The following is a 26,722-nucleotide window of genomic DNA, read 5'->3' as shown; positions in this document are numbered from 1 at the left end:
GTCGCCATGCCACCATTTCCGCACGCCAGCGCCCGCCACGTGGTGGGCATCGACCTGGGCACCAGCCATGTGGCGGTGGCCAGCCTTGCCCTGGCCGATGCGGTGGCGCATGCGGTAGCAGGCCCTGTATCGGCTTCGGTGGCAGATGTCACCGACGACGGCATCGCCATGCTCCCCATCGCGCAGCTGGTGGGGCCGGCGCAAGTCGATGCGCGCATGCTGCTGCCCTCGCTGCGCTACCACCCGGCACCGGGTGAGCTGGACGCGGCCAGCCTGAACCAGCCCTGGCCCACCTGGCAGCCGCCGCCCGACGCCGAGCTGCAGCAGGCCATCGCCAGCTACGTGCACCAGGGCGAAGCCGTCGAGCATCCGCCGGCGGTCATCGGGACCCACGCGCGCACGCTGGGGGCGCAGGTGCCCAGCCGCCTGGTCAGCAGCGCCAAGAGCTGGCTCTCGCACGCGGGGGTGGACCGCACGGCGCCCATCCTGCCCTGGGGCGCGCCGCCCGATGTGCCGCGCGTGTCGCCCCTGCATGCCACGGCCAGCTACCTGGCGCACGTGCGCTCGGCCTGGGACCGGCGCCACCCCGATGCGCCGCTGGCGCAACAGGCCGTGTGCATCACGGTGCCGGCCTCGTTCGACGAGGGCGCACGCGCCCTGACCGTGGAGGCTGCGCGCCTGGTCGGGCTGCAGCAGGTGCAGCTGCTGGAAGAACCGCAGGCGGCTTTGACCGATTGGCTGCAGCAGCCAGGCCCGGCGTTGGCGCAGCAGCTGCAGGGCGTGCGCCTGGTGCTGGTGGTGGACGTGGGCGGCGGCACGACCGATTTTTCCCTGATGGCGGTGGAGCCGGCGGGCGACGCGGGACCGCAGCTGGTGCGCCTCACGGTGGGCGAGCACCTCATGCTCGGCGGCGACAACATGGACCTGGCAATCGCCCACGCCCTGGAAGCCCCGCTGTCGGGCGGCACGCGCCTGTCGGCGGCGCGCTTCGCGCTGCTGGTGCAGCAGTGCCGCGCGGCCAAGGAGCGGCTGCTGGCCGCCGACGCGCCCGAGTCGCTGACGGTGACGCTGCTGGGCGCGGGCGCCTCGGTGCTGGGCGGCAGCCGGTCGGCCGTGCTCACGCGCGAGCAGGTGGCGGCTTGGGTGGTGGACGGCTTCCTGCCGCAGGAGGGCGCCGAGGTGCTGCCCCGCAAACGCCAGTCGGCCCTGGTGGGCTTTGGCTTGCCGCACCCGGCGGATTCGGCCATCACGCGGCATTTGGCCGCCTTCCTGGCACGCAGCGCGCCCGCCATGCGGCAGCACCTGGACGCGGTCATGCAGGGTCCGGCCGGGATCGGTTCAGCCGGGACAAGCACGGCCAGCGAGGGGCCGGGCCGTGACCACCTGTCCGAACTGGGCCCGGACGACGGCGCCCGCCTGCCCGTGCCCGATGCCGTGCTGTTCAACGGTGGCGTGTTCCACGCGGCTGCCCTGGTCGAGCGCCTGACGGCGGTGCTGACCCGCTGGCGCGGGACGCCCGTGCGGGTGCTGCACAACCCGCACCCCGACTGGGCCGTCGCGCGTGGCGCCGTGGCGCACCTGTGGGGTCGGCACCAGTCGGACTGGGTATCGATCCACAGATCTCATGAACAAATCGAGAAAACGGGTATACCGGCTGTCGATGAAGGCGGCGAACCCGCCCCGAGCGCGCCGCTGGTGCCGGTGCCCCGCATTCGCGCCGGCAGCGCGCGCAGCTATTTCCTGTGGTTGCAGCCGGCCGACGACACCGCGGCAGCACGCATGCAGGCCGTCTGCCTGCTGCCGCACGGCCAGGCCACGGGCGTGGTGCACGCGCTGCCGCAGCGCTTCATGCTGCGCCTGGGCGAGCCCGTGCGCTTTCAGCTGTTGGCCAGCAGCCTGCCCACGCCCTGGCGTGCGGGCGAGGTGGTCGACGTCGCGGCGCTGGAGGCCGTCTGGCTGCCGCCGTTGACCACGCAGATCGATGCGGAAGACGGCTCCGGTGCCAGCACCGGCACCGGCGCGGTCGGGCGCACCGCACGCGACGTTGCCGTGCACGTGCAGGCCAGCCTGAGCGAGGTGGGCACGCTGGAGGTCGCGTGTGTGTGCCAAGACGCCCCGGCGGGCGAGGCCCCCACGCGCTGGCCGCTGGTGTTCGCGGTGCGCGGTGCGCAGGCGACCGTCCCGGCCGAGGCGTCGGCCAGCCCCCCGGACGCCCTGACTGGTCGCGCCGTCACCCCGCCTTGGGCCGCCGTGGCCGAAGGGGTCACGGCGCTGGTGGACGAGGTGTTTGGCGAACCGGCGCATGCCGTGGATGCCGGCACGGTGCGCCGCCTGCGCCAGGCGCTGGAGCGCCGGCTGGGCCGACGCGACACCTGGCCCGTGGCGCTGCTGCGGCCCCTGTTCGACCTGCTGATGGCGCGCGCGCGCCGCCGCCGCCGCTCGGCCGAGCACGAGCGCGTGTGGTTCAACCTGGCCGGCTACTGCCTGCGACCGGGCCTGGGCGAGCCCCGCGACGCGCAGCGCATGGCCAGCCTGTGGGCCCTGCACGACGACGGGCTGAGCTACCCCAAGGGCCAGGGCAACTGGGCCGAATGGTGGATTTGCTGGCGCCGCGTGGCCGCGGGCCTGAACGAGGCGCAGCAGATGGCGCTGATGTCCAGTGTCGCCGGGGCGCTGGAGCACGCCGACCAGCGCCATCGGGCCGCCGATTCGCCACTGGTGGCCGAGGGCGACATGGTGCGCTTGGTGGCGGTGCTGGAGAACCTGAGCGCGCCCTACCGCGCCGAACTGGGCGAGTGGCTGGTGCAACACCTGCCGCAGGCCGCGGCGGCGACGCCCACCTGGTGGGCCCTGGGCCGCACCGGCGCCCGCGTGCCGCTGCATGGCAGCCCGCACAACGTGGTGGCGCCCGAGCTGGTGCAGGCCTGGATCACCACGGCGCTGGCCCAGGACTGGCGCCGCAATGACGCCGCCATGTTCGCCGCCGTGCAGATGAGCCGCATGACTGGCGACCGCGCGCGCGACGTGGACGAGGCCACGCGGGCCCAGGTGCTGCAGCGCCTGCAGCAGGCGCGTGCCCCGGAGCGCTGGCGCACGCTGGTGGCCGAGGTGGTGGCCTTGTCCGACGATGACCTGCAGCGCAGCGTGGGCGAGGCCTTGCCGCCGGGCCTGCGCCTGCTGGAGCGCTGAGCGCGGCTCGTGCGTCCAATGGCCTGTGCCGTGCACGTGCGGCAGGGCCTTGGGGGCTCCGGTGTGACGGCCGGATGCGAGCCGGCTGCATCGCGCACGCCGCACTCAAGGCGCTGGATTGCGATTCGTGGGCGGGGTCTGTCTCACCGGGCTGGCTGCATGGGCCTGGAGCGGCTGGGTGACGTTTCGCAGCGCGTGGATCGTGTGCCCAACGCTCGTGAACAACGGCGCGAGAGGATGTGGACCGCCCGGCGCGGTCCGCGGTGTGTCCGCGCGGTTCCTCCCGAAGGAGGCCATTGTCAACTGGACGAAGAAAGGGTATGGGTCAATTCCCGTTTCAGATGAAACGGGAATTGACCCATACCCTGCCGAGGTTTGGCGCCCAAAGGTGCCGCGCTGCGGTGGTCTGTTCGGCCGAGGCCGCGGCACCATGCAGCGGTTCAGCCCGGGGCACTGGCGACGTGGAGGCCACGTGAGGCCCCGCCAACACGCGGCTTCTGCATCGCGCCAGGGCCCGGCAGACCCTGGCGCGCTGTCGCGTCAGTGCGAGCTGGCGGTCAGGGGCGTGTCGGCGCGCTGCGGGCCGGCCAGGCGTTGCTTGTGGGTCCAGGGGCCCTTGAAGAACAGCATGGCGATCAGGAAGACGAAGGTGCAACCACCCGAAATCAGCACCCACACGCGCCACGACTGCGTGTGCTCGACCGTCAGCGGGCCGAGGATGACCACCGCCACGGCCACGATGCGGACCACGAAGTAGAACAGGCCCCAGGCCATGCCTTGCAGGCGCGGGTCGATGTCCTCGGCGTTTTCCGAGTACAGCGCCATCCAGGGGCTGTAGGCGCTGCCCATGGCGCCGCCGATCAGCGTGCCGACGATCACCAGCGTCCAGGTCGGGGTGGCGGGCTGCTCCATCAGGTGAGCAAAGTAGGCCAGCAGCACCAGCAGGATCAGCGTGAACCCCAGCGGAAAGACGCGGCGCAGCTGCAGCTTGTCGGACCAGCGCCCCACGGCGGCGACGGCGATCAGGTTCATGACCCAGAAGCCCGCCATGATGGACGAGGCCTCGGACGCTGTTTTCCCAAAGGCCTGGACCATGATGGTCTGGCCGAAAGCGGTGATGGTCAGGTAGAAGGCAAGCCAGAAGCCGATGCCGATGCAGTGGGCCCAGACGACGGGGTGGCGCAGCAGCGAGCTTTCGGGCGCCGGCTGCTTGTGGCTGGCGTCCTCGATCACCTTGCGCTCGGTCTGCAGCACTTCGGCACGCAGCCGGGGCGACAGGTCGGCGATGTTCATGGCGATGTAGATCGAGGCCACGAGCGAGATGGTGCCGATGATGACGAACTGCGAATGCCAGGAGTTGTTGAACAGCGGCAGCGTGATGGCGGCGATGCCGGCCGACAGGAAGTTGGCGCCCACGGGTCCCCAGGTCCAGAAGCCCAGGGCCTGGGCGCGGCCCATGCGTGGCGAGAAATCGCGCACCAGCGGGGCCGTGGTGGTGATCGCGATGGCGTCGACGAAGGCCAGGATGCAGCGCAGCACGGCCAGCTCGGTGGCGGTGTTGACCAGCACCATCGAGTAGGCCAGCAACGCGCAGACCGCCATCATCGGGATCAGCACGCGCACGCGGCCGTACTTGTCGGCCAGCTTGCCGCCCAGCAGGCTGGCGATGGCGCCGAAGATGAACGAGATGGCGGTGATCAGCCCGTACGTGCTCAACGACATGTTCAGGTCTTTGAGCAGCAGGGGCACGACTGGCGCGATGGCCCCCTCGTACGAACAGATGAGGCTGGCGAGCACCGCCATGGTGAGGATTTTTCGGCGCTTGGCCCCTGTGGGGTACTCGTCCAGCTCGCGCACAAAACGCATGTCGTTGTCTCCTTGTCGTTGTCAAAAGCGTCGGCTTTGAACAGCGCCGGTGACGCGTTGTAGTCCTGTGCAGATCAGCCCGTCAATGCGGTGTTTCGCTGTGCGGTTCGCGAGGCGGACGAAGGCGACAGCGCGCGGCGTGCGGCGGCACCGGCCGCCAACCGCCAAGGTCAGCACCCATCTGGCTTGCCGCGCGGTGGCGAGGGTCGCTGAACCCCTGTTTAGGGGTATGTGCCAGTTGGCGTTTTATTGCAAACGGGTGTAGGGATGTACTGCCATCAAAGCAGTTCATCGGGGGCAAACGGGGCGATGACGTTGGCCAGCAGGCGCAGGCTCATCGAGGCGTCGGGCTCGCTCGTGGTGTCCTGGAAATTGGCGCCGGGCGGCGCCCGCCAGCGCAGCTGCTCGCCATCCAGCTCGACGCGGTAGCTGGCGCGTTCGAACGCGAGCTCGGTCAGGCGGGTGAGGTCGCGTGACAGGGCGCGGCTGGCCAGGAGCAGGCCGATTTCGGTGTTCTGCAGCTTGGAGCGCAGATCCAGGTTCATGGAGCCCACCAGCAGCAGGCGGTCGTCGAGGGCCACGAACTTGGCATGCAGGCTCAGCCGCTTGGGGCTGCCGTCGGCCTGCGGCTCGGTGGCGGTGGAGCCGGCCGGGCCGTGCGCGCCCTGCACGCTGGTGCGCGAACCGCCGCGGGTGCCGCTGCCCGAGCCCGACAGCAGCGCGCCGCTGCGCACCTCGCCCGAGGCGCCGATGGCGACGCCGCGCAGCTCGTGCAGCTCCACGCCCAGGCGGACCAGGTCCTTGCGGTAGCGCGCATAGCCGGCGTGGGCGGCCACGGCGTCGTTCGAGGCCAGCGAGTTCGTCAGCACGCGCACGCGCACGCCGCGCGCGCGCAGGGCCTCGAAGGTTTTCATGATCTGCGGTCCGGGCACGAAGTAGGGCGTCACCAGCAGCACGTCGCGTCGCGCCTCGCCCATCAGCGAGACCATGCCGTCGACCACGGTATCTTGTCCGCCGTCGTGGTCCTCGGCCGAGATCTTGCCGGGGCGGTCCACGATGAGCTGGGCCGGGACCCAGTGCAGCGGCACCTCGCGCAGGTTCATGGCCGGCGGCATGTGGGCGGCCTTGGCGCGCATGGCCTGCAGGGTCTCGCGCACCGCGCTGCCCACGTCGCGGGCCGGCGGCATGGTGGTGTCGGTGGCGCTCTGCAGGTCGCCGGCATGCACCTCCAGCGACAGGGCGTTGTTGAGTTCGCTTTGGCTCACCAGGCTTTGCACGGGGTAGGCCAGGGTGTTGTTCCAGTACTGGTCAAAGCTGCGGCCCATGTCCTGCACGATGGGACCGAAGGCCAGCACGTCGAGGTCGACGAAGTTGCTGCTGTCGCCCAGGCCGAAGTAGGCGTCGCCCAGGTTGCGCCCGCCCGTGATGCCCACGGCGTTGTCGGCCAGGAACAGCTTGTTGTGCATGCGCTGCTGCATGCGCGCGAAATGCGGCAGCGCGCCCAGCGTGCGGGTCAACAGCGAGTTGCGGGAGCCGGGCAGGGGGTTGAACAGCCGCACCTCCACGCCGGGCACAAAGGCCAGGCGCAGCACCTGGGCGTTGCGGCCCGCGGTGTTGAAGTCGTCGAGCAGCAGGCGCACGCGCACGCCGCGCTGGGCGGCCGCGGTCAGCGCCTCCAGCAGGCTGGCCGAACTCGCATCCAGGTTGACCGTGTAGTACTGCAGGTCCAGCGTGTGGCGCGCCTGTTCGATCAGGGCCAGGCGAGCGCTGTAGGCCTCGTCGGCGCCGGGCAACAGCGCGAAGCCGTTGGCGGGCTGTGCACCGGCTTGTGCGCGGCGTTGGCGCACCAGCTCGCCCAGCGGCGTGGCCTGCGGACTGGCCCAGGCCTGCGAGCTGGGACGCACCACGTTGCGGGGCAGGCTTTGGCAGGCTTGCAGGGCCGAGAGGCAGCACAGCAGCACCAGCAACCACAAGGGCCGGTAGCGCGAAGGGGAAGGGGAATCGTAGGACATGGAGGGGGCCGGTGCGTGCGCCATCTTAGGGGCGTTCGCGGACAGGCGCGGGGCGACGGGCTCGCGGCCCCGGTCGGTGCCATGCGCACTCCTGGCTCCGCCCTTATTCCGTCGTTGGGCCGCCGCGTTCAAATGCCCAGTGGATCGACGTCGAACAACCAGCGGATCAGGGCCTTGTGCGCCTTGTCGGCTCGGGTGCGGTGCAGCAGCGGCTGCCAGGCGTGCATCAGGCGCTGCAGGGCCTGGCGCGACGTCGATTCGAGCAGCAGCTGCGCGCGCTCGACCTGGGCCACGCGTTGCACCGTCAGCGGCACGGCGGGGTAGAGGTAGACGGCGTCGAGCAAAGGCGCCAGCTGCGGCTGCTGCATGGCGGCGTCGCGCAGGGCCTCGACGGCGGCCAGCAGAAAGCCCTGGGCGGCCTCCTGGGTGCGGGCGTCGGCACGCAGCAGCGCCTGGTGCACGAACGGCGGCAGCCCGGCCTGCTCGCGCTCGGTGAGCTGGCCATCGGCAAAGGCGGCGTAGTCCAGCGTCTTGAGGGCGGCATACAGCGGGTGGGCCGGTTGGTGGGTCTGCACCCACATCTCGGGCTGCTGCGCAAAGCCGGCATCGCGTCCCGCGCGGCCTGCGGCCTGCATCAGCAGCGCAAACAGGCGCTCGGGCGCCCGGAAGTCGCTCGCGAACAAGGCTGCATCGGGCTGCACGGCCGCCACCAGGCTGACGCGCCGAAAGTCGTGCCCCTTGGCGATCATCTGCGTGCCGATCAGCACGTCGACCTCGCCCGCGTGCACCTGATCCAGCTGGGCGGTGAGGGTGCCCTTGAGGCGGGTGGTGTCGGCGTCCAGCCGCGCGATGCGCAGCGCGCTGCCGTCGGGGCGGCGCATGTCCGACAGCAGGGCTTGCACCTGCTCCTGCAGCTGCTCGGTGCCGCGCCCCAGGCCCTGGATGTCGGGGTTGCCGCAGTCGGGGCAGGCGTGGGGCACGGGGCTGGCCAGGCCGCAGTGGTGGCAGCGCAGGCTGCGGTCGCCCTTGTGGAACACGCGGTAGGCCGAGCAATGGGGGCAGGTGCTCTTCCAGCCGCATTCCGAGCAGGACAGCACGGGCGAGTAGCCCCGCCGGTTGAGCAACAGCAGCGATTGCTCGCCGCGCGCGGCACGCGTGCCAATGGCGTCGAGCAGCGGCGGCGCCAGCACGGCGCCCCGCGGCTGGTGGTTCATGTCCACGCGCCGCACCAGCAGCGCGGCGCTGGCCGTGTCGCTGCCAATGCGGTCGGGCATGTGCAGGCGGGTGTAGCGGCCGGCCCGGCCGGCCGCGGGGCTGGTGCCATCGTCCACCGCTGCGGGGCTGGCGGGTCGACTGGCCCACCAGCTCTCCAGTGAGGGCGTGGCCGAGCCCAGCAGCACACGCACCCCGGCATGGTGGCCGCGCCACACCGCCAGGTCCCGGGCCGAATAACGGGCGCCTTCCTGCTGCTTGTAGCTGGGGTCGTGCTCCTCGTCGACCACGATCAAGGCCAGGCCCGGCAGGCTGGCGAACACGGCCATGCGCGTGCCCAGCACGATGCGCGCCTGGCCCAGGTGGGCCCGGAGCCAGGCCGACAGGCGCTTGGCCGGCGTGAGCGCGCTGTGCATGGCCACCACCGCATCGGCGCCAAAGCGGCGTTCGAAGCGGGCCTGGAGCTGCGGCGTCAGGTTGATCTCCGGCACCAGGACCAGCACCTGGGCGTGGGCGTTCTGCGCCAGGGCCTGGGCGGCGGCCTGCATGTAGACCTCGGTCTTGCCGCTGCCGGTGTTGCCGTGCAACAGGAAGGTGCCGGGCTGGGTGGACAGCGCCTGCAGCACCTCGCGCTGCTGCAGCGTGAGCGCGGGCGGCACCTCGCGGGCCGCCAGGGGCTGATCGGCCCCATGGCCAGGCGCGGCCGGGCTGCCCTCGGCGGTTGCCAGGGCCGTCTCGGAAGCAGTTGCCTGCGAGGCTTTGGCGGTGCGCCTGCGCGGGGCGGGGGCCTTGGGGGCCAGCTTGGCCAGGCGGCGCGCCAGCTGCTCTTGGTTCAGCGTGCGCATGGCGGGCGGCAGGGCGGCCAGGGCCATTTCGCCCACGCTGCGCTGGTAGTAGCGCGCGGCAAAGGCCACCAAGGCGCGCCAGTGGGCGTCCAAGGGGGGCAGGGCGTCCCAGACCTCCACCACGGCGCGCAGCGACCGTTCTCCCGGATCGGGGGCCGCGCCGCCGGGGTGGTCCCACACCACGCCGAGCACATCGCGCGCGCCCAGCGGCACGCGCAGCAGTTGACCCGGGGGCCAATCCTGGGCGCTGGCGTAGCTGAGGGGGGTGGACAAGGCGCTGTGGGTCGGTGTGGCCACGGCCACGGTCAGGCAGACCGGATGCGTCATGGGGTCACGGCTTTCAAGTTCGAAAGGATCTTCACTTTGGTGGCTAAGGCTTTGTTTTTAAGGCAAGAGGGGTGTGTGGATGGAAGTCTGTGGATAACTTTGTTGAAAAACCTGGTCCAATGGCGCCGCCCGCCTTGCGGCACGGGCTTGGGGCTGGATGGGAGGGGCGGCGGCGGATGGTGGTGATGTCTTTGAAATCAATCACTTGCACATATTGTTCAGCAGGGGGTAGGCCTGTGGATCAGGTCGTCGGCCACGGCACGCTTGTGTGCATAAGTCAAGTCTTGACAACGAAATTGTCACCATTTCTGGGATCAGATGGGCGTGAGTCGCGGTGCACAAGCCCGCAATTCGGCGCTTTCCGGCCGCGACACCGGTGGCACAACGCCGCGATGTCCGACAGGCCGGCCGGGTTGCTGGATCGCGCCCCAGGTTGCCGACTCTTCCACCGACACCCACACCTTATCCACAGGCTGCGAACAGGAGTTCATCGTGAGCTGAAAAATTCACAGATGCTCGCAAGTGGTTGATTGAATGGACAATGTGGATTGCCACCCAGCTTCTGTGGATAATTTTGTTGAAATCCACAGGCACAAGGTGCCAAAGCCTTGCCCCATGCGGCTTCCATTGGATTGCCTGCCGATTGAGCAGGGGGGTGAAGTCATGTAAATCAACAACTTGGGCCATGTGGCCCAGGCCGTGAATAGGGGCTGGGGAAAACTGTCCTTTGGCGCCGTGTCGACGCGCCTGTGCACAAGTGCGCGATGCGTGGTCACGGGCGGGCCATGGGGCGGTCGCACGCCCTTCAGCGCAGCGTGCGGCGCGAGCGGCTGTGCACAGCCTCGACCAGCGCGGCGACGTGCTCGGGCGGGGTGAACTGGCTGATGCCGTGGCCCAGGTTGAAGATGTGCGTGGGGCCGGTGGTGGCGGGGTCCGTGTGAGCGGGGCCAAAGCTGCCCAGCACGGCCTGCACCTGTTCGGCGATGCGCTCGGGCGGGGCGAACAGCACGTTGGGGTCGATGTTGCCCTGCAGGGCCTTGCCGGGGCCGCCCACCTCGCCGCCGACCAGGGCGCGAGCCCGGCCCAGGTTCACGGTCCAGTCCAGACCCAGCACCTCGCAGTCCAGCGCCTGCATCTCGGTCAACCAGAGGCCGCCGCCCTTGGTGAAGACGATGCGCGGCACGTCCGCGCCATCTGCGCCGGTGCGCTGGAGCTGGGCCAGCACGCGCTGGGTGTAGGCCAGGCTGAAGGCCTGGAAGGCGCCGTCGGCCAGCACGCCGCCCCAGCTGTCGAAGATCATCACGGCCTGGGCGCCGGCGTCGATCTGCGCGTTCAGGTAGGCGGCCACGCTGTCGGCGTTGATGGCCAGGATGCGGTGCATGAGGTCGGGGCGCGCATACATCAGGCCCTTGACCAGGCGGTAGTCGTCGCTGCCCTGGCCTTCGACCATGTAGCAGGCCAGCGTCCACGGGCTGCCCGAGAAGCCGATCAGCGGCACGCGGCCGTTCAGGGCGCGGCGAATGCTGGTGACGGCGTCGAACACGTAGCGCAGCTTGTCCATGTCGGGCACGGCCAGTGCGGCCACGGCGGCCTCGTCGCGCACCACCTTGGCAAAGCGCGGACCTTCGCCCTCGGCGAACGACAGGCCCAGGCCCATGGCGTCGGGCACGGTGAGGATGTCGGAGAACAGGATGGCCGCGTCCAGCGGAAAGCGCGCCAGGGGCTGCAGCGTGACCTCGGTGGCGTAGTCCACGTTCGTGGCCAGGCCCATGAAGCTGCCGGCCTGGGCGCGCGTGGCCTTGTACTCGGGCAGGTAGCGGCCGGCCTGGCGCATCAGCCACAGGGGCGTGTAGGGCGTGGCCTGGCGCCGGCAGGCGCGCAAAAAGGTGTCGTTCTGCAGGGGGGCGAAAGTCGTGCTCATGGCAGCCATTGTCGGCGAGTCCACCGTGCGGGCTGTCCCTCAGGCCCGGCGCGGCAGACACCCCGGCTGCAGTCCGCCCGCCCCCTGGTTGGCGGCGGGCCGACTGGGCTCAGGGGGACAGGCTGGCCAGCAGCCGGGCGCGGTCGGCGTCGCTGACCAGGCCCAGCAGCAGCAGGCGTGTGGCGCGCGTCATTTCGGCGGCAAAGCGGTCGGTGGGCCAGTCTTCGGCCAGCCAGGCCTGGGTGGTGCCGGCCATGGCGCGCAGCAGCACGGCCGTGAGCTCGGCGGCCGGGATGCGCGGCGAGAGGTCGCCGGCCGCCACGGCCTGCGACACCAGCTGGCACCACAGCGTCTGGCCCAGGTCGCTCATCATGCCGCGCACCTCGGTGCCCAGCGCGGCGCGGTACAGGCCGCGGTAGAAGGCCGGCTCGTCGGCGTAGTGGGTGACCACCAGGTCGGTGGCCTGCAGCAGGCGATCCAGCGGCCGCTCGGCCTGCGCTTGCCGGGCCAGGCGCTGGCTGAAGCGCGCGAACTCGTCGCGGATGACGTGGTGCAGCACCTCGGTCTTGGAGCCCAGCAGGTTGTAGGGCGTGGCCGGGCTCACGCCGGCGTGTTCGGCCAGCTGCAGCATGGAAAAGCCCGCACCCGATTCACGGATGAGGGCGTGGGCGCTGTCCACCAGGCGTTGCCGCCGGGCAGCTTTGGCGGTTTCGGAGAGGGCCATGGTGGGGGCGATTCTGTCATGGCCAGTATGAAAGCAGGGGTCCCAGGCTGGACTTGATGCTTGGTGTGTACTGCCCGGGCAGGGCCATCGCGGCCCCATGGGCGGCGTTGCCAACGGGCGACCGCCGCGTCAGCGCCCGCGTCACGGATCGATGTGGCAACGCGCAAGCGCGTTCCGATGCGGCGTGGTATGGGGTGTGCAGTATCAGGCCGTTGTCGATGAATAACAATCGCCAACCTGGTCATACCCCAGGTGCATGTCAGGCGCCACAACAGCGCCTGTGCCGGTCGCCTGGCGCTGCGTGCGCCAGGACTGGCCGCCGGCCTTGCATGCGGTTGAGTGCGATCCAGCCGAGCGGCGCCAGCTGCATCGCCCTGCGCGGACGCGGCAAGAAGGCAGCGTCACGCGCCCCGGATCGCCCACCGCGACCCGGCTGCCCCGGCCGGATGGTGACGGCAGGACTCTGCCGGCCGCCGGAAGCAGCGGCGCCGCGGCCGCATCAATCCAGGATCACGCCGGTGGCCTGCGTCACCTTCTTGATCGCGTCGAAGTACTTGAGGAAGTGCGCCTGCGCGTCGTCGAGCCCGTTGCCCAGCAGCGTGACGCCGAATTCCTTGGCGAAGGCCTGCATGCGCGGCGTGGTGGCGGCGGGCGCAAACGCGGCGTTGAGCTTGCGCAGGATGGGTAGCGGCGTGTCCTTGGGCGCGAACAGGCCCAGCGGCCCGTCCATGTCCCACGATTCGTGGAAGAAGCCTTGCTCGGTCATGGTCTTGACGCCGGGCAGGATGGCCAGCCGCTGCGTGCCCACGATGGCGATGGGCCGGATCTTGCCGCCCTGGAGGTTGGCCTGCGTGGTGGGCGCGGACAGCATGGCAAAGCCCACTTGGCCGCCGATCAGGTCGGTGAGGATCTGGGTTTCGCCTTTGTAGGGCACCTGCAGCAGCTTGGCGCCGAACTGGCGGTTGAGGATGTCCTGCGTGGTGTGGGCGGCCGAGCCCAGGCCCCAGTTCGCCATGGCGAGCTGATCGGGCCTGGCCTTGGAGTAGGCGATCAGCCCCTGGATGTCGTGGATGGGCAGGGCGCTGTTCACCACCAGCACGCCGCGGCTCAGGATGACCTCGGTCACGCAGCGCAGGTCGGCGCGCGGGTCGTACTTCAGCTTGCTGTAGACCGCGGAACTCACGGCCAGCGTGGCGCTCAGCGAGATCAGCAGCGTGTAGCCGTCGGCAGGCGAGCGGGCCACGAACTCGGAGCCCAGGCTGCCGCCCACGCCGGGCTTGTAGTCGACGACGATGGGCTGGCCCAGCGTCTTGGACGCGGCCACGCCGATGTTGCGGGCCAGGGTGTCGTTCTGCCCGCCCGGCGGGCTGGGCACGATGATCTTGATCGGCTTGCTGGGAAAGGCCTCGTCGGCTGCCTGGGCCCAGGGGGCGGTGGTGGCCAGCGCGGCCAGGCCGGCGGTGCGGCAGAAATCGCGTCGTTGCATGGGGGTGTCTCCTGGGGTGGGTGTGATGGGCACGCGCCTGCGCCACCCACATCGCCTGGCGGTTGTTGGAATGCATGGATGGGGTATGGGGTGGTTGCCATTTTTTGAACAACGGAAATTGGCCTATACCCAGATATGGGCCTGCGCACGCGGCCTGGCTGGCTGCGGGCGCGACCGCCGTGGTGTCAGGCCGTGGGCAGCAGCAGCACTTTCGAGGCGGCCTTGGACCGCGCCAGCTCGAAGCCGCGCTCGAACGCCTGCAGCGGCACGCGGTGGGTGATCATGGGCGCCAGGTCGGCACCGCGGCGGGCCATGAACGCCAGCACCTCGTGCCAGTCCTGCGTGGCCGAGCCCAGCGAGCCGCGCACCTGCAGCCGGTTCATCACGATGAGCCGGGTGTCCACGGTGGCGGGCTGAAAGTGCACGCCACAGACCGTGAGCACGCCGCCCACGCCCAACACGCCCAGCCCGTCGGCAATGCTTTGCGGGTGGCCCGTGGCCTCGAACACGTGCTGCACCGTGGCCTCGCCGGTCAGGCGCTGCAAGGCCTGGGGCACGGTGTCGTGGGCCAGGTCCACGGTGTGCGTCAGGCCCAGCGCCTGGCATTGGGCCAGCCGGGCCTCGTCGTTCAGCCCAGCCACCACGACGTGGCGTGCGCCCAGGTCCAGCGCCTGCAGGGCAATGGCCTGGCCGATGCTGCCCGGCCCCAGCACCAGGGCCGTGTCGCCGGCCTGCAGGCCCGAGGTGCGCAGCGCGCAGCGCGCCACGGCCAGGGGCTCGGCCAGGGCCGCGATGTCCAGGTCCAGCGCGTCGGGCAGGGTGAGGCAGCTGCTGGCCGCCACGGCGATGTGCGAGCAGAAGGCGCCGGCATGCGTGACGCCGATGAAGCCCAGCTGGGCGCAGCGCGCCGTGTCACCGCGCCGGCAGGCCTCGCACTGCCCGCAGACCACGTCGGACTGCACGACCACGCGTGCGCCCACGGTGGGCTGGCGCACGCGCTCGCCCACGGCGGTCACCACGCCCGAAAACTCGTGGCCCAGGGTCAGTGGCAGGCGCTCGGCAGGCCAGCCGGTCCAGTGCGCCAGGTGCAGGTCGCTGCCGCAGATGCCGGTGGCGTGGATCTGGATCAGCACCTGGTCGGGGCCGCAGTGCTGGGGGGTGGGCACATCCTGCAGCGTGAGCGGCTGGTGCACGTCGGTTTTCTGAACGGCGAGCATGAGGGGTCTCCTGGGGCCTGGCGCGCGCTGGGCCGGGCGTTGTTGTTGTGATGGGGTATGGGTAGTTTATCGATGAAAAATCATCGGAAAGGTATGGATACTGTGCATGCCATGCGCGACGTGAGCCGTCACTGGCCCAGGGCCGCCAGCAGGTTGGGCTGGCCTGTGTGGGCGGTGAGGCCGCCATCCACGGGGATGGCGGCGCCGGTCAGGTACGAGGCCTCGTCGCTGGCCAGGAAGGCCATGACGGCGGCGATTTCCTCGGGCCGGGCAAAGCGCTGCATGGGCACACGGGCTTCCCAGTCGCCCCGCAGCGCACTCACGCCCGCCAGGATGGGCGTGTCCACAGGGCCGGGGCAGACGGCGTTCACCCGGATGCCGCGGGCGGCGTTGTCGAGGGCGGCCGTGCGCGTGAGGTTGATGACCGCCGCCTTGGCCGCGTTGTAGGCGGCAAAGCCGAAGTCGGCCGCCAGACCCGAGGCCGAGGCCGTGTTGACGATGGCGCCGCCGCCTTGGGCCTGCATGACGGGCAACGCCGCGCGGATGCCGAAAAACACGCCATCGAGGTTGATGGCCATCACGCGCTGCCAGTCGGCCGGCGCCAGGGCCTCGATGCGCGAGAGGTTGCCGACGCCGGCGTTGTTGAACAGCATGTCCAGCCGGCCCCAGGTGCGCACCGCGGTGGCCACCAGCGCCTCCACCGAGGCTTGCGAGGCGACGTCGGTGGCCTGAAAGCGCGCGCGCTCGCCCAGCTCGCCCGCCAGCGCCTGGCCTTGCGCCTCGTTGAGGTCGGCGATCAGCACCTGCGCGCCCTCGCCATGCAGCCGCCGCGCCAGCGCGGCCCCGATGCCCGAGGCACCTCCCGTGATCACGGCCACCCGGCCTGAAAAACGCGTCGCTGTCATCGGCTTGTCTCCTGTCGTCCTCGGGTTTTCAGCCGCTTGCCGAAACGGCTGGGTTCAATTTAAAGTCCACTATAAGTAAAGATTTCACAGGCGACAAGGAGACAAACCATGACCGACAGCACCTCCCTCAGCGGTGGCGACATCCTGGCCCAGACCCTCAAGGAGGCGGGGGTCGACCAGGTCTTTGCCTTGCACGGCGGGCACCTCGAGGCCTTGCTCAAGGGCTGCCTGACGCGCGACATCGCGTTGCTGGACTTCCGCCACGAGTCCGCTGCAGGACACGCCGCCGACGCCTATGCGCGCATCACGGGCAAGCTCGGCGTGTGCGCCATCACCTCGGGGCCGGGCTTCACCAACGGCGTGTCGGCCATGGCGAACGCCAAGCTCGATGGCTCGCCGGTGCTGTTCATCGTCGGCGCACCGCCGGTGCGCGAGGTGGAGACCAACGCCCTGCAAGGCGGCATCGACCAGGTGGCGCTGGCGCGGCCGGCCACGAAATGGGCCATCAGCGTGCCCACCACCGAGCGCATGGCCGACCTGGCCGCCATGGCCATTCGCAAGGCCATGACCCACCCGCGCGGCCCCGTGCTGCTGGAGGTGCCCATCGACGTGCTGCACATGAGCGTGCCGGCCGAGCGCGCCACGCGGCCCACGGGCGTGAACGTGCAGCCGCGCACGGCGCCCGCGCCCGAATCGGTGCAGGCCCTGGCCGACCTGCTGCTGGCGGCCAAGCGCCCGGTCGTCATCGCCGGCAACGAGGCCGCCAACCCCGCCACGGCCCAGGCGCTGCAGGCCTTCACGGCCGCGCATGCGGTGCCGGTGTTCACCAAGTCCCTGGCCGCTGGCGTGCTGCCGCCGACGCATTCGCACGCCTGCGGCCCCGCGCCCGGCCTGGCCGCGCTGCCCGCCATCGGCGTGGAGCGCCCCGATCTGGTGCTGCTGCTGGGCGGCCGCATGGGCATGTTGTTGGGCGGCCGCTCGGGCGCCGTGGTGCCGCACGCGGCGCAGCTGGTGCAGGTGCACAGCGATGCCGGCGAGATCGGCCGCATCCGCGACGTGCAGCTGGCGATTGCCGCCCAGGCCGATGAAACCCTGAAGGCGCTGACGGCCGAGCTGGCCCGCCGCCAGCAGACCGCGGGCCATGCCGACTGGCTGGCGCAGGCGCGCCGCGTGAACGGCCTGTTTGCCCAGCAGTTTCCCGAGGCCGAATCGGCCAGCGGCATCCACCCGTTGCACGCGGCGCGCGTGGTGGCCGAGGCCGCAGGGCCCGATGCGCTCTACGTGTTCGATGGCGGCGAGTCCGCCTCGTGGGCCTCGGCCATCACGCCGGTCAACACCCCGGCCAGCCTGCTCACGCACGGCTACCTGGGTTGCCTGGGCATCGGCCCCGGCTTCGCCATCGGCGGCCAGATCGCCTGCCCGGGCCGGCGCGTGGTGCACCTGACCGGCGACGGCGCCCTGGGCTTCCACATCCAGGACTTCGACACCATGGTCCGCCATGGCCTGCCCATCCTCAACGTGGTGCTGAACAACCAGGTCTGGGGCATGTCCATCCACGGCCAGCAGATCATGTACGGCGAGGACTACCACGCCATCAGCAAGCTGGGCGGCACGCACTACGCCAACATCGCCCAGGGCTTTGGCATGCACAGCGAACGCGTGACGCGCTTTGCCGACCTGGAAGGCGCCGTGGCGCGCGCGCTGGCGCACCAGGGCCCGTCCTTCATCGAGGTGATGACCGCCGCCGACGTGGTGCACCCCGTCACCGTGAGCATGCTGGGCCAGGTGCCCGCGGGCAGCAAGGACGTGCTGATCCCCTACTACGAGAACATCGTGGTCGGCTGAGGGTCTGGCCCCTCGCGACGAGGGGCTTGTGCCCGGGCATGCCGGCGCGCATGCAGAGGTGGGGGCGGGCTCGCATGAGGTGCGGCGCGCGTCGGACTTGCGCAGAGGTGCTGGGCTGAAGGGCTGTGCAGACGTGCTGCGGCTGCCCATGGCTGCCAGGGCAGCCCACCTCTGACGCCTCGCGACGAGGCGTCACCCGGACAGCAAGCCCACCAGGGCGGGCCGCACGCCGTGCACCACTGCCAGCTGCGCTCAAATGCCCACTGCCCAGCGCAGGGGCGTGATGTCAGATCGCCGATTGAGTGAGCGAAGTATCAGCCTTTCTCCGTTCATTTGAAAACGGGAACGGCGCCATACTCTGCCAATTGACCAGACTCAGCGCGACGGATTCATGGGCAGCTGCGCCAGGGCGGCGTGCAGCTCGCCGGCCCGCAGCACCTCGGTGAACACGCGGGGCGTCTGGCCGGGCGCATGCAGCACGTAGACCGGCACGCCGCTGCGGCCCAGGGCCTGCAGCGCGGCGCTGATGGCGGGGTCCTGCCGCGTCCAGTCGGCGCGCATCAGGCGCACGCCGCGCCGGGCAAAGTCGGCCAGCACGGCGGGGTCGGACAGGGTGGTCTTCTTGTTGAACTGGCAGGTGACGCACCAGGCCGCGGTGTAGTCCACGAACACCGCCTGGCCGGCGGCCACGGTGCGGGTCACGGCCTCGGCCGACCAGGGCTGCCAGTCCGACGCGGTGGCGGTGCCCGTGTCGGCGGCCTCGGCGGCCACCGGGCCCGGCGTGGCCTGCAGCTGCGGCCAGGCCCAGTGCAGGGTCCAGGCCAGCACCAACACGCCGGCCACGGTGGCCAGCCAGGCGCGGCGCGTGCGCAGGCGCAGCGTCCACAGGGCCAGGCTCAGGGCGACCAGCACGGCGAGGAAGGCGATGAGGCCGTCGAGCCCGACCTGCTGTCCCAGCACCCACAGCAGCCAGACCACGGTGGCCAGCATCGGAAAGGCGAGGAACTGGCGGAAGTGCTGCATCCAGCTGCCCGACCGCGGCAGCCAGCGGCCCACGCCGGGGAACAGCATGGCCGCGATCACCGGCAAGGCCATGCCCACGCCCAGCGCGGCAAAAATGCCCAGCGCCTGCCAGGCCGGCAGGCCGATGGCCAGGCCGATCGAGGCGCCCATGAAGGGCGCCGTGCAGGGCGAGGCCACCACCACGGCCAGCACCCCGGCGTAGACGTTGTCCAGCAGCGGGTGGGCGCGCAGCTGCGTGGGCATGGCCTGGGTGCGCAGGCCGGGCACCTCGAACAGGCCGAACAGGTTGAGCGCGATCAGCGTGAACAGCGTGGCCAGACCGGCCACCATCCACGGCGACTGCAACTGGAAGCCCCAGCCCAGCTGCTGGCCGGCAGCCCGCAGGGCGAGCATCACCCCGCCCAGCGCCAGGCAGGTGGCCACCACGCCCAGCACATAGCCGGCGCCGCTGGCGCGCGTGCGGGCGCGGTCGTCGGTTTGGGCAAAGCCCAGCAGCTTGATGGCCAGCACGGGGAACACGCAGGGCATGAGGTTGAGCAGCAGGCCGCCCAGCAGCGCGCCGCCCAGGGCCAGCAGCCAGTTCGTGAGCGGGGCGCGCGTGGCTTCGGACGTGGCCGGGGCCTGCGCATTGGCGGCCAGCGCCGCCTGCAGGGCGGGCGATACCTCGGCGGGCGGTGCGACGGCCGGCCAGCTGCCCGATACCGGCAGCTCGGCACGCCAGGCCTGGTCGCCGTGCGTGACCACCCAGGCCATGTGGGCCGGGCTGTCGCCGCGCAGGTCGGACACCGGCACCGAGGCGGTCCAGGCCGTGCCATCCCAGGCCTGGGCCCACTGACGGTGGGTCAGGCTCGCGTCGGCCGGCCGGCCAGATGCCAGGCGGGCCGCGTTCACCACCACGTTGGGTGTTTCGCTGATCAGCTCGAGCGGCTGGCCGCGCCAGCTGGCGGGCAGGTCGGCCAGCCGCAGGTGCAGGCGCTGGCCATCGTCGCTCAGCGTCAGCTGCTGGCCGTCGGTCGACAGGGCCTGGGGCCGGGCCGCCCAGGCGGCCTCGAACCGGGCGCCGTCGAGGGCGGTGGAGCTGCGCAAGGGCACGTCCAGCTTGAACTCGCCCGTTTGCGGGATGCATTCCTGCTTGCAGACCAGCCAGGTGGCCGTCAGCGCCACCGGCAGGCTGGCCTGGCCATTGGGGCGGAAGTCGGGCGTGAAGCGCAGGCGGATGGGCAGCAGCACCTCGCCCTCGTAGCCGTAGTTGGCCAGGTCGCCGACGAAGATCTTCTCGGGCGCGGGCCAGTCGATGTCATCGGCTTCCACGCCGGGCGGCAGCGTCCAGGTCAGGCTGGTGGGCAGGCCTGAGTCGCCGGGGTTCTTCCAGTAGGTGTGCCAGCCCGGCGCATGCTGCAGGGCCAGGCCCAGCCACACCGGGGACGCGGCCTGGGCCGACGCGGCTGCGCTGGCCGCCGCCGTGGCGGCTTCGCTGTTCGGCGCGGGGGCCATGTCCATGGCCGGGGCTGCCGGGGTGCCGGGCAGGGTGAAGCCGGATGGCGATGCGGGCGCGCCGAGGCTGGCGGTGCCCCCGCCGTCGTTGCCGAGCACGCCCTGGGGCGCATGCACCAGCAGCCGGGCCGTCACCTGGTCGGTGCGCACCAGCGACGAGGCGGCCAGGGCCGGCGTCGGCCAGGCGCCCAGCGTGGACGCGATCAGCAGGCAGGCGGTGAGCAAAAAGCGGGACAGCACAGGCATGGCAGACAAGGGCAGGGGCTTGGGTCGTCGACGGCCTGCCCGCGGGCGGCGTGAGGCATGGACGGTGGATGGGCGCTGCACAGGGGCAGACCCAGCCATGGAGTATGCATGGCGGGGGAAAGTTCGCCTGACCCTGCGGCGAGGGTGGAGGTGTTGTGACGAAATTCAGGGGTATGGTGCCATTGGCAATTTCTGATTATCGACAATGGATTCATACTCTGCCCATGAGGGGTCTGAGGTGGCAAGCCACGCCGAACACCATGCCGGGGCGCGCCGCACATGGTCGCTCTCGGCTGACACGCAGCGCGCGCAGTCTGTGATAGGTTTTTCCTGTTTGCCTTGTGGTCGGGGCTTGCCGCCCTGGTTGCAGCGGTGTCACTTGGAAGGAGATCTGAGATGGCGGCGTACCTGGATGGGGCCATTCGCTCGGCACTGGGTGCCTGGGCGGTTCGCATGCGCAAGGAGCTCAACTTGCCGCTGGCCGTGCGTTGGCGGGAGGAAGGCGAGGACTGGGTCAACCTGGGCGAGCACGAACCGCCGCGCCTGCGCGTGGACATCGTGGATGCCAAAGGGGCGGCCGCCATGCTCAGCCCCAGCCTGGACAGCCTGGGCGAGGCCTATGTCGAAGGCCACATCAACGTCGAGGGCTCGGTGAGCGAGGTGCTGGACATGGCCCACGCCCTGTCGCGCGGCAACCCGCAGGGCACCAACGGTCGGGAGCCGGTCCAGGACGAGGACCTGCAGTTCGTGGGCCGCTCGTCGTGGCTGCAGCGCATGATGAGCAAGGTGACGGAGCTGGGCCGCCACACGCGGCACACGGACGAGCAGGCCATCCAGTACCACTACGACGTGTCGAACGACTTCTACGCCCGTTGGCTGGACCCGGCCATGGTCTATTCCTGCGCCTACTTCGAGACCGGCGAGGAAACCCTGGCCGAGGCGCAGACCCAGAAAATCGACCACATCCTGAACAAGCTGCGCCTGGCGCCCGGCCACACGCTGCTCGACATCGGCTGCGGCTGGGGCGCGCTGCTGATCCGCGCGGCCCAGCGTTTCGACATTCGGGGCGTGGGCGTGACCCTGTCGCAAAACCAGTACGAGCTGGCGCGCGAGCGCGTGGCGCAGGCCGGGCTGGCCGACCGCGTGGACATCCGGCTGCAGGACTACCGCGACATCCCCGGGCAGTTCGACCGCATCTCCAGCGTCGGCATGTTCGAGCACGTGGGGCTGAAGAACCTGGTGCCGTATTTCCGCCGCATCCACGACCTGCTCACGCCCGGTGGCTGGGCGCTGAACCACGGCATCACGTCCAGCGACGCCTTCAACCGCGAGACCAGCTATGGCGGCGGCCGTTTCATCGACAAGTACGTCTTCCCCGATGGCGAGCTGCCCCACATCGGCACCGTGCTGACCGACATGCAGCTGGGCGGGCTGGAGGCCATCGACGTGGAGAGCCTGCGCCGCCATTACGCCCGCACGCTGAGCCTGTGGAGCGAGGCCTTCGAGGCGCAGACGGCCGAGCTGCGCGCCATGGTGACCGAGCGCACCTGGCGCATCTGGCGCGTGTACCTGGCCGGTTGTGCCTGGGCGTTCGAGCACGACGAAATCTCGCTGTTCCAGGTGCTGTGCCACCGCGCCGGCGAATCGGCCCAGGGCTTGCCTTGGTCACGCAAATGGATGTATGCATGAGTTGCCGTTGATTTTGTCAACGACAGGGCTTGATACTGTAAGTTCTTCAGGCAGGGGGCAGCGGCAGCACGGCCTGTGACTTCACCTCGCCCAGCGAGAAGCTGGTGTGCAGGTCCTTGACGTGGGGCAGATTCAGCAGCACCTCGCGCGTGAAGTCGCTGAAGGCGCGCAGGTCCCGGGCCACGACTTCGAGCTCGAAGGTGCCCGAGCCGCTGATGTAGTGGCAGCCGATGATCTCGGGCACCTGGCGAATGGCCTCCTCGAGTTCGCGCGTGACGGCTCCCGAGTTGCGGTCGGCATCCAGGCGCACGAAGGCCAGCACGTCCAGGCCGATCTTGTGGCGGTCGACCACCGCGCGGTAGCCCAGGATGTAGCCGGCCTGCTCCAGCTGGCGCACGCGGCGCCAGCAGGGCGCGGCCGACAGGCCGACGCGCTGTGCCAGCTCGGCATTCGACAAACGCCCGTCGGCCTGCAGCTCGCGCAGGATGGCGCGGTCAAATCGATCTAATTCGTTCATGAGAATGGATTTCTGAGCAAGATTCATTCGCTATCTTGCGTTTTATGGGCATAAAACGCAAAGACAAAATGCGGCCCCGTCTCTACACTGGCTGCACGGGTGGACGCGTGCAGCAGGCATCGGCCAGCCCGATCACACAACAACCCGAGCGCACACAGCTCGGCTGGAGACCACGATGAACGCACCGCTACCCGACCACGTTCGCCGCGCCCTGGAAACCGTGAGCCTGGAGGACAAATACCGGCTCGACCTGGGGCAGGCGTTCATGAGCGGCATCCACGCCCTGGTGAAGCTGCCCATGCTGCAGCAGCAACGCGATGCCCGGCTGGGCAAACGCACGGCCGGGTTCATCAGCGGCTACCGCGGCTCGCCGCTGGGCGGCTACGACCAGGCCCTGTGGGCCGCCGCCCCGCACCTGAAAGAGCGGCACATCGTCTTTCAACCGGGCGTGAACGAAGAGCTGGCCGCCACGGCGGTCTGGGGCACCCAGCAGCTGGGGTATGCGCCCGCGGGCTCGAACCGGTTCGATGGCGTGTTCAGCATCTGGTATGGCAAGGGGCCGGGGGTGGACCGCTGCTCGGACGTGTTCAAGCACGCCAACATGGCTGGCACCACCGAATGGGGTGGCGTGATCGCCGTTGCGGGCGACGACCACATCAGCAAGAGCAGCACCGCCGCGCACCAGAGCGACCACATCTTCAAGGCCTGCGGCTCGCCGGTGTTCTTTCCGGCCAACGTGCAGGAAATCCTGGATCTGGGCATCCACGCGTTTGCGCTGAGCCGCTTTTCAGGCGTGTGGGCGGGCCTGAAGACGATTCAGGAAATCGTCGAGTCGAGCGCCACGGTCACCATCGACCCGGACCGCGTCAAGATCGTCATGCCCACGGATTTCCAGATGCCGCCGGGCGGCCTGCACATCCGCTGGCCCGACGCGCCGCTGGAGCAGGAGGCGCGCCTGATGCATTACAAGTGGTATGCGGCGCTGGCGTACATCCGCGCCAACCGCCTGAACCACAACGTGATCCAGGGGCCGAACGACCGCTTCGGCATCATGGCCAGCGGCAAGGCCTACAACGACACGCGTCAGGCCTTGCTGGACCTGGGGCTGGACGACGAGACCTGCCGCCAGATCGGCATCCGCCTGCACAAGGTGGGCGTGGTGTGGCCGCTGGAGGCCCAGCTGACGCGCGAGTTCGCCACTGGCCTGCAGGAGATCCTGGTGGTGGAAGAAAAGCGCCAGATGATCGAGTACCAGCTGAAGGAAGAGCTGTACAACTGGCGCGCCGATGTGCGGCCCAGCGTGGTGGGCAAGTTCGCCAGCGAGGAAGAGCACGATGCCGAGGGCTTTGCCGGCGGTGAGTGGTCGCGCCCCAACCCCACGGCCAACACGCTGCTGCGCGCCAATGCCGACCTGAACCCGGCCCTCATCGCGCGGGCCTTGGTCAAGCGGCTCAAGCACACCGGGCTGTTCAACCAGCTGGGCAGCGACCTGCGCGCGCGCATCGAGACGCAGATGGCGCTGCTCGAGGCCAACGAGCGCTCGCTGGTCGAGCTCAAGCTGGGCGCCGGTGCCGAAATGGCTGACGCCGTGCGCGTGCCCTGGTTTTGCTCGGGCTGCCCGCACAACACCAGCACGCGGGTGCCCGAGGGCTCGCGGGCCATGGGCGGCATCGGCTGCCATTACATGGCCACCTGGATGCCGGACCGCCCCACGATCGGCTTCACGCAGATGGGCGGGGAAGGCGTGCCCTGGGTCGGGCAGCAGGCCTTCAGCAACGAAAAGCACATTTTTGCCAACCTGGGCGACGGCACCTACTTCCACAGCGGCCTGCTGGCGATCCGCCAGAGCATCGCGGCGGGCGTGAACATCACCTACAAGATCCTCTACAACGACGCGGTGGCCATGACCGGTGGCCAGCGTGTGGGCGAGCGGCCCGAGGGGCACTCGGTGCTGCAGATCGCCGAGAGCATGCACGCCGAAGGCGTGAAGCGACTGGTGCTGGTGACGGACGAGCCGCAGAAGTACGACGGCGTGAGCGTGCCAGGGACCTACGAAGGTCGGCCGGTGCAGGTGCGCCATCGCGACGAGCTGGACGCCATCCAGCGTGAGCTGCGCGAGACGCCCGGCGTCACCGTCATCCTGTACGACCAGACCTGCGCCACCGAGAAGCGCCGCCGCCGCAAGCGCGGCAAGATGGTGGATCCGGCCAAGCGCGTGGTCATCAACGAGCTGGTGTGCGAGGGCTGCGGCGATTGCGGCGTGCAGAGCAACTGCCTGTCGGTGGAGCCGCTGGAGACCGAGTTCGGCCGCAAGCGCACCATCAACCAGAGCAGCTGCAACAAGGACTACAGCTGCCTGAAGGGGTTCTGCCCCAGCTTCGTGACGGTGGAGGGCGGGCAGCTGCGCAAGCAGACCGGGGCCCGCGCCACCCAGGCGCCGGGCGACCTGGGCCCGCTGGACGAGCCGACGCTGCCGGTGCCGCAAACGGGCGCCGACCCCTGGGGCATCGTGGTGGCGGGCGTGGGCGGCACGGGGGTCATCACCATCGGCCAGCTGCTGGGGGTGGCTGCTCACATCGAGGGCAAGGGCATCGTCACGCAGGACGCCGCCGGGCTGGCGCAAAAGGGTGGTGCGACCTGGAGCCATGTGCTGATCGCGCCGCAGCAGAGCGACATCCAGACCACGCGCGTGCGCACGGCGGCTGCCGACCTGGTGCTGGCCTGCGATCCCATCGTGGCCGTGCACGAAGAAACCCTGGCCCGCTTGCGCGAAGGCCGTACCCACATCGCCCTGAACGCGCACGGCGCGCCCACGGCGGGGTTTGTGCGCAACGCCGATTGGCGGAATCCCCAGAGCGCCTGCGAGCAGGAGCTGCTCAAGGCCGTGGGCGCGGAGGGGCTGGCGACGCTGGACTTCGATGCCGCCGCCAAGGCGCTGATGGGCGACACGCTGTACGTCAACCCCATGGTGCTGGGCTTCGCCTGGCAGCGGGGCTGGATTCCGCTGCACCGGGAGAGCCTGATGCGCGCCATGGAGCTCAACGCCGTGCAGGTCGCGGCCAACCAGGCGGCCTTTGAATGGGGGCGCCAGGCGGCCGCCCGCGCCCAGGCCTTTGCCGAAGCCGTGAAAACGGCGGGCGGCGAAAGCCCGCAAGTCATCCAGTTCAAGCCACGCGAAACCGTGGATCACCTGGTGCGCCGTCGCGTCGCATTCCTGACCGACTACCAGAACGCCGCCTACGCCGAGCAGTACCAGGCCTTTGTGGCGCGCGTGCAGCAGGCCGAGCAGGCCCTGGGCCCCGCGCCGGGGGCCACCAAGCCGCGCACGGCGCTGACCGAGGCCGTCGCGCGCAACCTGTTCAAGCTCATGGCCTACAAGGACGAGTACGAGGTGGCGCGCCTGCACAGCGATCCGGCGTTCAAGGCCCGGATTGCCGCAAGTTTTGAAGGCGACTTCCAGCTCAAGTTTCACCTGGCGCCGCCGTTGCTGGCCAAGGCGAACGCGCAGGGCGAGCTGCAGAAGCAGACCTACGGCGGCTACATGCTGAAGGTGTTCGGCGTGTTGGCGCGGTTCAAAGGCCTGCGGGGCACCTGGCTCGATGTCTTCGGGCGGACGGAGGAGCGGCGCACGGAGCGCGCGCTGATCGGGGAATACCGGGCCCTGCTCGAGCCGGTGCTGGCTGCGTTGAGTGCCGAGACCCATGGCCGCGCGGTCGAGATCGCCAGCGTGCCCGACAGCATCCGGGGTTATGGCCACGTCAAGGCCCGCAACCTGGCGGCAGCCCGGGCCCGCTGGGCCAGCCTGCAACAGCAGGGGGCGCCGGTTCAGCAACGGGCGGCATGAGGAGTATGCATCCATTCCCGTTTCAAGTGAAACGAGAAGTGGGGCATACTGCTTGGTCGATTTGGATGGTCAAGGCACTGCTGATGGGCGGCTGCATGAACGCGACACAGCGACCGGCGAACCCTTGCAGGGTGCCCTTGAGCGTCTGAGCGAGGTGAGCTCGGCGTGCGTCCGAGCCCATCCGCGGCGATGGTCTGCCGTGGCCAGGGCGGTCCCCAAGAGGCGGCGGCGCCCCGTCGGCCCCCGAATCCCTGGCCTGTTCCGGGCTTGATACGCCCGCATACAATGACCGGCTTGCCCAAAGCGGGCCAAGTCTTTGTCGCGCCTCATGTCCTGGGGCGTGTGCCTTCCACTTGCATA

14 protein-coding genes are annotated in these 26,722 nt (G+C 70.1%); 4 read left to right on the top strand and 10 right to left on the bottom strand.

Features of this window, described 5'->3' with window-relative positions; translation table 11 throughout:
- The first annotated feature begins 6 nt into the window (after nt 1-6).
- The gene (locus CCO03_RS18660; RefSeq protein ID WP_157667801.1) at nt 7-3,189 is read left to right on the top strand and encodes an Hsp70 family protein; all 3,183 of its coding nucleotides are present in this window, start codon (nt 7-9) and stop codon (nt 3,187-3,189) included.
- Between the two features lie 540 nt (nt 3,190-3,729).
- Here the strand turns inward: CCO03_RS18660 and CCO03_RS18655 are convergent.
- From CCO03_RS18655 to budC, 8 genes are all read right to left on the bottom strand, one after another.
- A complete protein-coding gene (locus CCO03_RS18655; RefSeq protein ID WP_087283527.1) occupies nt 3,730-5,055 on the bottom strand; it encodes an MFS transporter in 1,326 nt (441 codons plus the stop codon).
- 278 nt (nt 5,056-5,333) lie between these two features.
- Nucleotides 5,334-7,067, bottom strand: coding sequence for a phospholipase D-like domain-containing protein (locus tag CCO03_RS18650; protein ID WP_087283525.1), 1,734 nt, complete (start codon nt 7,065-7,067; stop codon nt 5,334-5,336).
- Between the two features lie 128 nt (nt 7,068-7,195).
- The gene (gene priA, locus CCO03_RS18645; RefSeq protein ID WP_087283523.1) at nt 7,196-9,451 is read right to left on the bottom strand and encodes a replication restart helicase PriA; all 2,256 of its coding nucleotides are present in this window, start codon (nt 9,449-9,451) and stop codon (nt 7,196-7,198) included.
- An 805-nt stretch (nt 9,452-10,256) separates the two neighbouring features.
- Entirely contained in the window at nt 10,257-11,381 is a 1,125-nt protein-coding gene (gene hemE / locus CCO03_RS18640; RefSeq protein WP_087283521.1) for a uroporphyrinogen decarboxylase, read from the bottom strand.
- 100 nt (nt 11,382-11,481) lie between these two features.
- A complete protein-coding gene (locus CCO03_RS18635; RefSeq protein ID WP_087283519.1) occupies nt 11,482-12,096 on the bottom strand; it encodes a TetR/AcrR family transcriptional regulator in 615 nt (204 codons plus the stop codon).
- A gap of 499 nt (nt 12,097-12,595) precedes the next feature.
- Nucleotides 12,596-13,582, bottom strand: a complete 987-nt coding sequence (locus CCO03_RS18630) for a Bug family tripartite tricarboxylate transporter substrate binding protein (RefSeq protein WP_087283517.1) — start codon at nt 13,580-13,582, stop codon at nt 12,596-12,598.
- A gap of 185 nt (nt 13,583-13,767) precedes the next feature.
- Entirely contained in the window at nt 13,768-14,799 is a 1,032-nt protein-coding gene (locus tag CCO03_RS18625; RefSeq protein WP_087283515.1) for a zinc-dependent alcohol dehydrogenase, read from the bottom strand.
- Between the two features lie 128 nt (nt 14,800-14,927).
- The gene (gene budC, locus CCO03_RS18620; protein WP_087283513.1) at nt 14,928-15,704 is read right to left on the bottom strand and encodes a meso-2,3-butanediol dehydrogenase; all 777 of its coding nucleotides are present in this window, start codon (nt 15,702-15,704) and stop codon (nt 14,928-14,930) included.
- Between the two features lie 108 nt (nt 15,705-15,812).
- Here budC and CCO03_RS18615 point away from each other — a divergent pair, with 108 nt between their 5' ends.
- Nucleotides 15,813-17,549, top strand: a complete 1,737-nt coding sequence (locus CCO03_RS18615) for a thiamine pyrophosphate-binding protein (protein ID WP_087283511.1) — start codon at nt 15,813-15,815, stop codon at nt 17,547-17,549.
- A 375-nt stretch (nt 17,550-17,924) separates the two neighbouring features.
- Here the strand turns inward: CCO03_RS18615 and CCO03_RS18610 are convergent, their stop codons facing one another.
- Nucleotides 17,925-20,312 (bottom strand): protein-disulfide reductase DsbD family protein, encoded by a 2,388-nt coding sequence (locus CCO03_RS18610; protein ID WP_205690335.1) that lies wholly within the window; start codon nt 20,310-20,312, stop codon nt 17,925-17,927.
- Nucleotides 20,313-20,708: 396 nt separating this feature from the next.
- Between CCO03_RS18610 and CCO03_RS18605 the strand changes: the two genes are divergently transcribed.
- On the top strand, nt 20,709-22,001 hold the full coding sequence (locus CCO03_RS18605) for an SAM-dependent methyltransferase (RefSeq protein ID WP_236903937.1): 1,293 nt from the start codon (nt 20,709-20,711) through the stop codon (nt 21,999-22,001).
- Between the two features lie 46 nt (nt 22,002-22,047).
- Here the strand turns inward: CCO03_RS18605 and CCO03_RS18600 are convergent, their stop codons facing one another.
- A complete protein-coding gene (locus CCO03_RS18600) occupies nt 22,048-22,518 on the bottom strand; it encodes an Lrp/AsnC family transcriptional regulator (RefSeq protein ID WP_087283506.1) in 471 nt (156 codons plus the stop codon).
- Nucleotides 22,519-22,693: 175 nt separating this feature from the next.
- Between CCO03_RS18600 and CCO03_RS18595 the strand changes: the two genes are divergently transcribed.
- Nucleotides 22,694-26,362, top strand: a complete 3,669-nt coding sequence (locus tag CCO03_RS18595) for an indolepyruvate ferredoxin oxidoreductase family protein (protein WP_087283504.1) — start codon at nt 22,694-22,696, stop codon at nt 26,360-26,362.
- Nucleotides 26,363-26,722 lie beyond the last annotated feature (360 nt).

The sequence above is a fragment of the Comamonas serinivorans genome, assembly GCF_002158865.1.
In the GTDB taxonomy this organism is placed as follows: domain Bacteria; phylum Pseudomonadota; class Gammaproteobacteria; order Burkholderiales; family Burkholderiaceae_C; genus Comamonas_E; species Comamonas_E serinivorans.
This window is presented reverse-complemented; position numbering and strand designations above follow the sequence as displayed.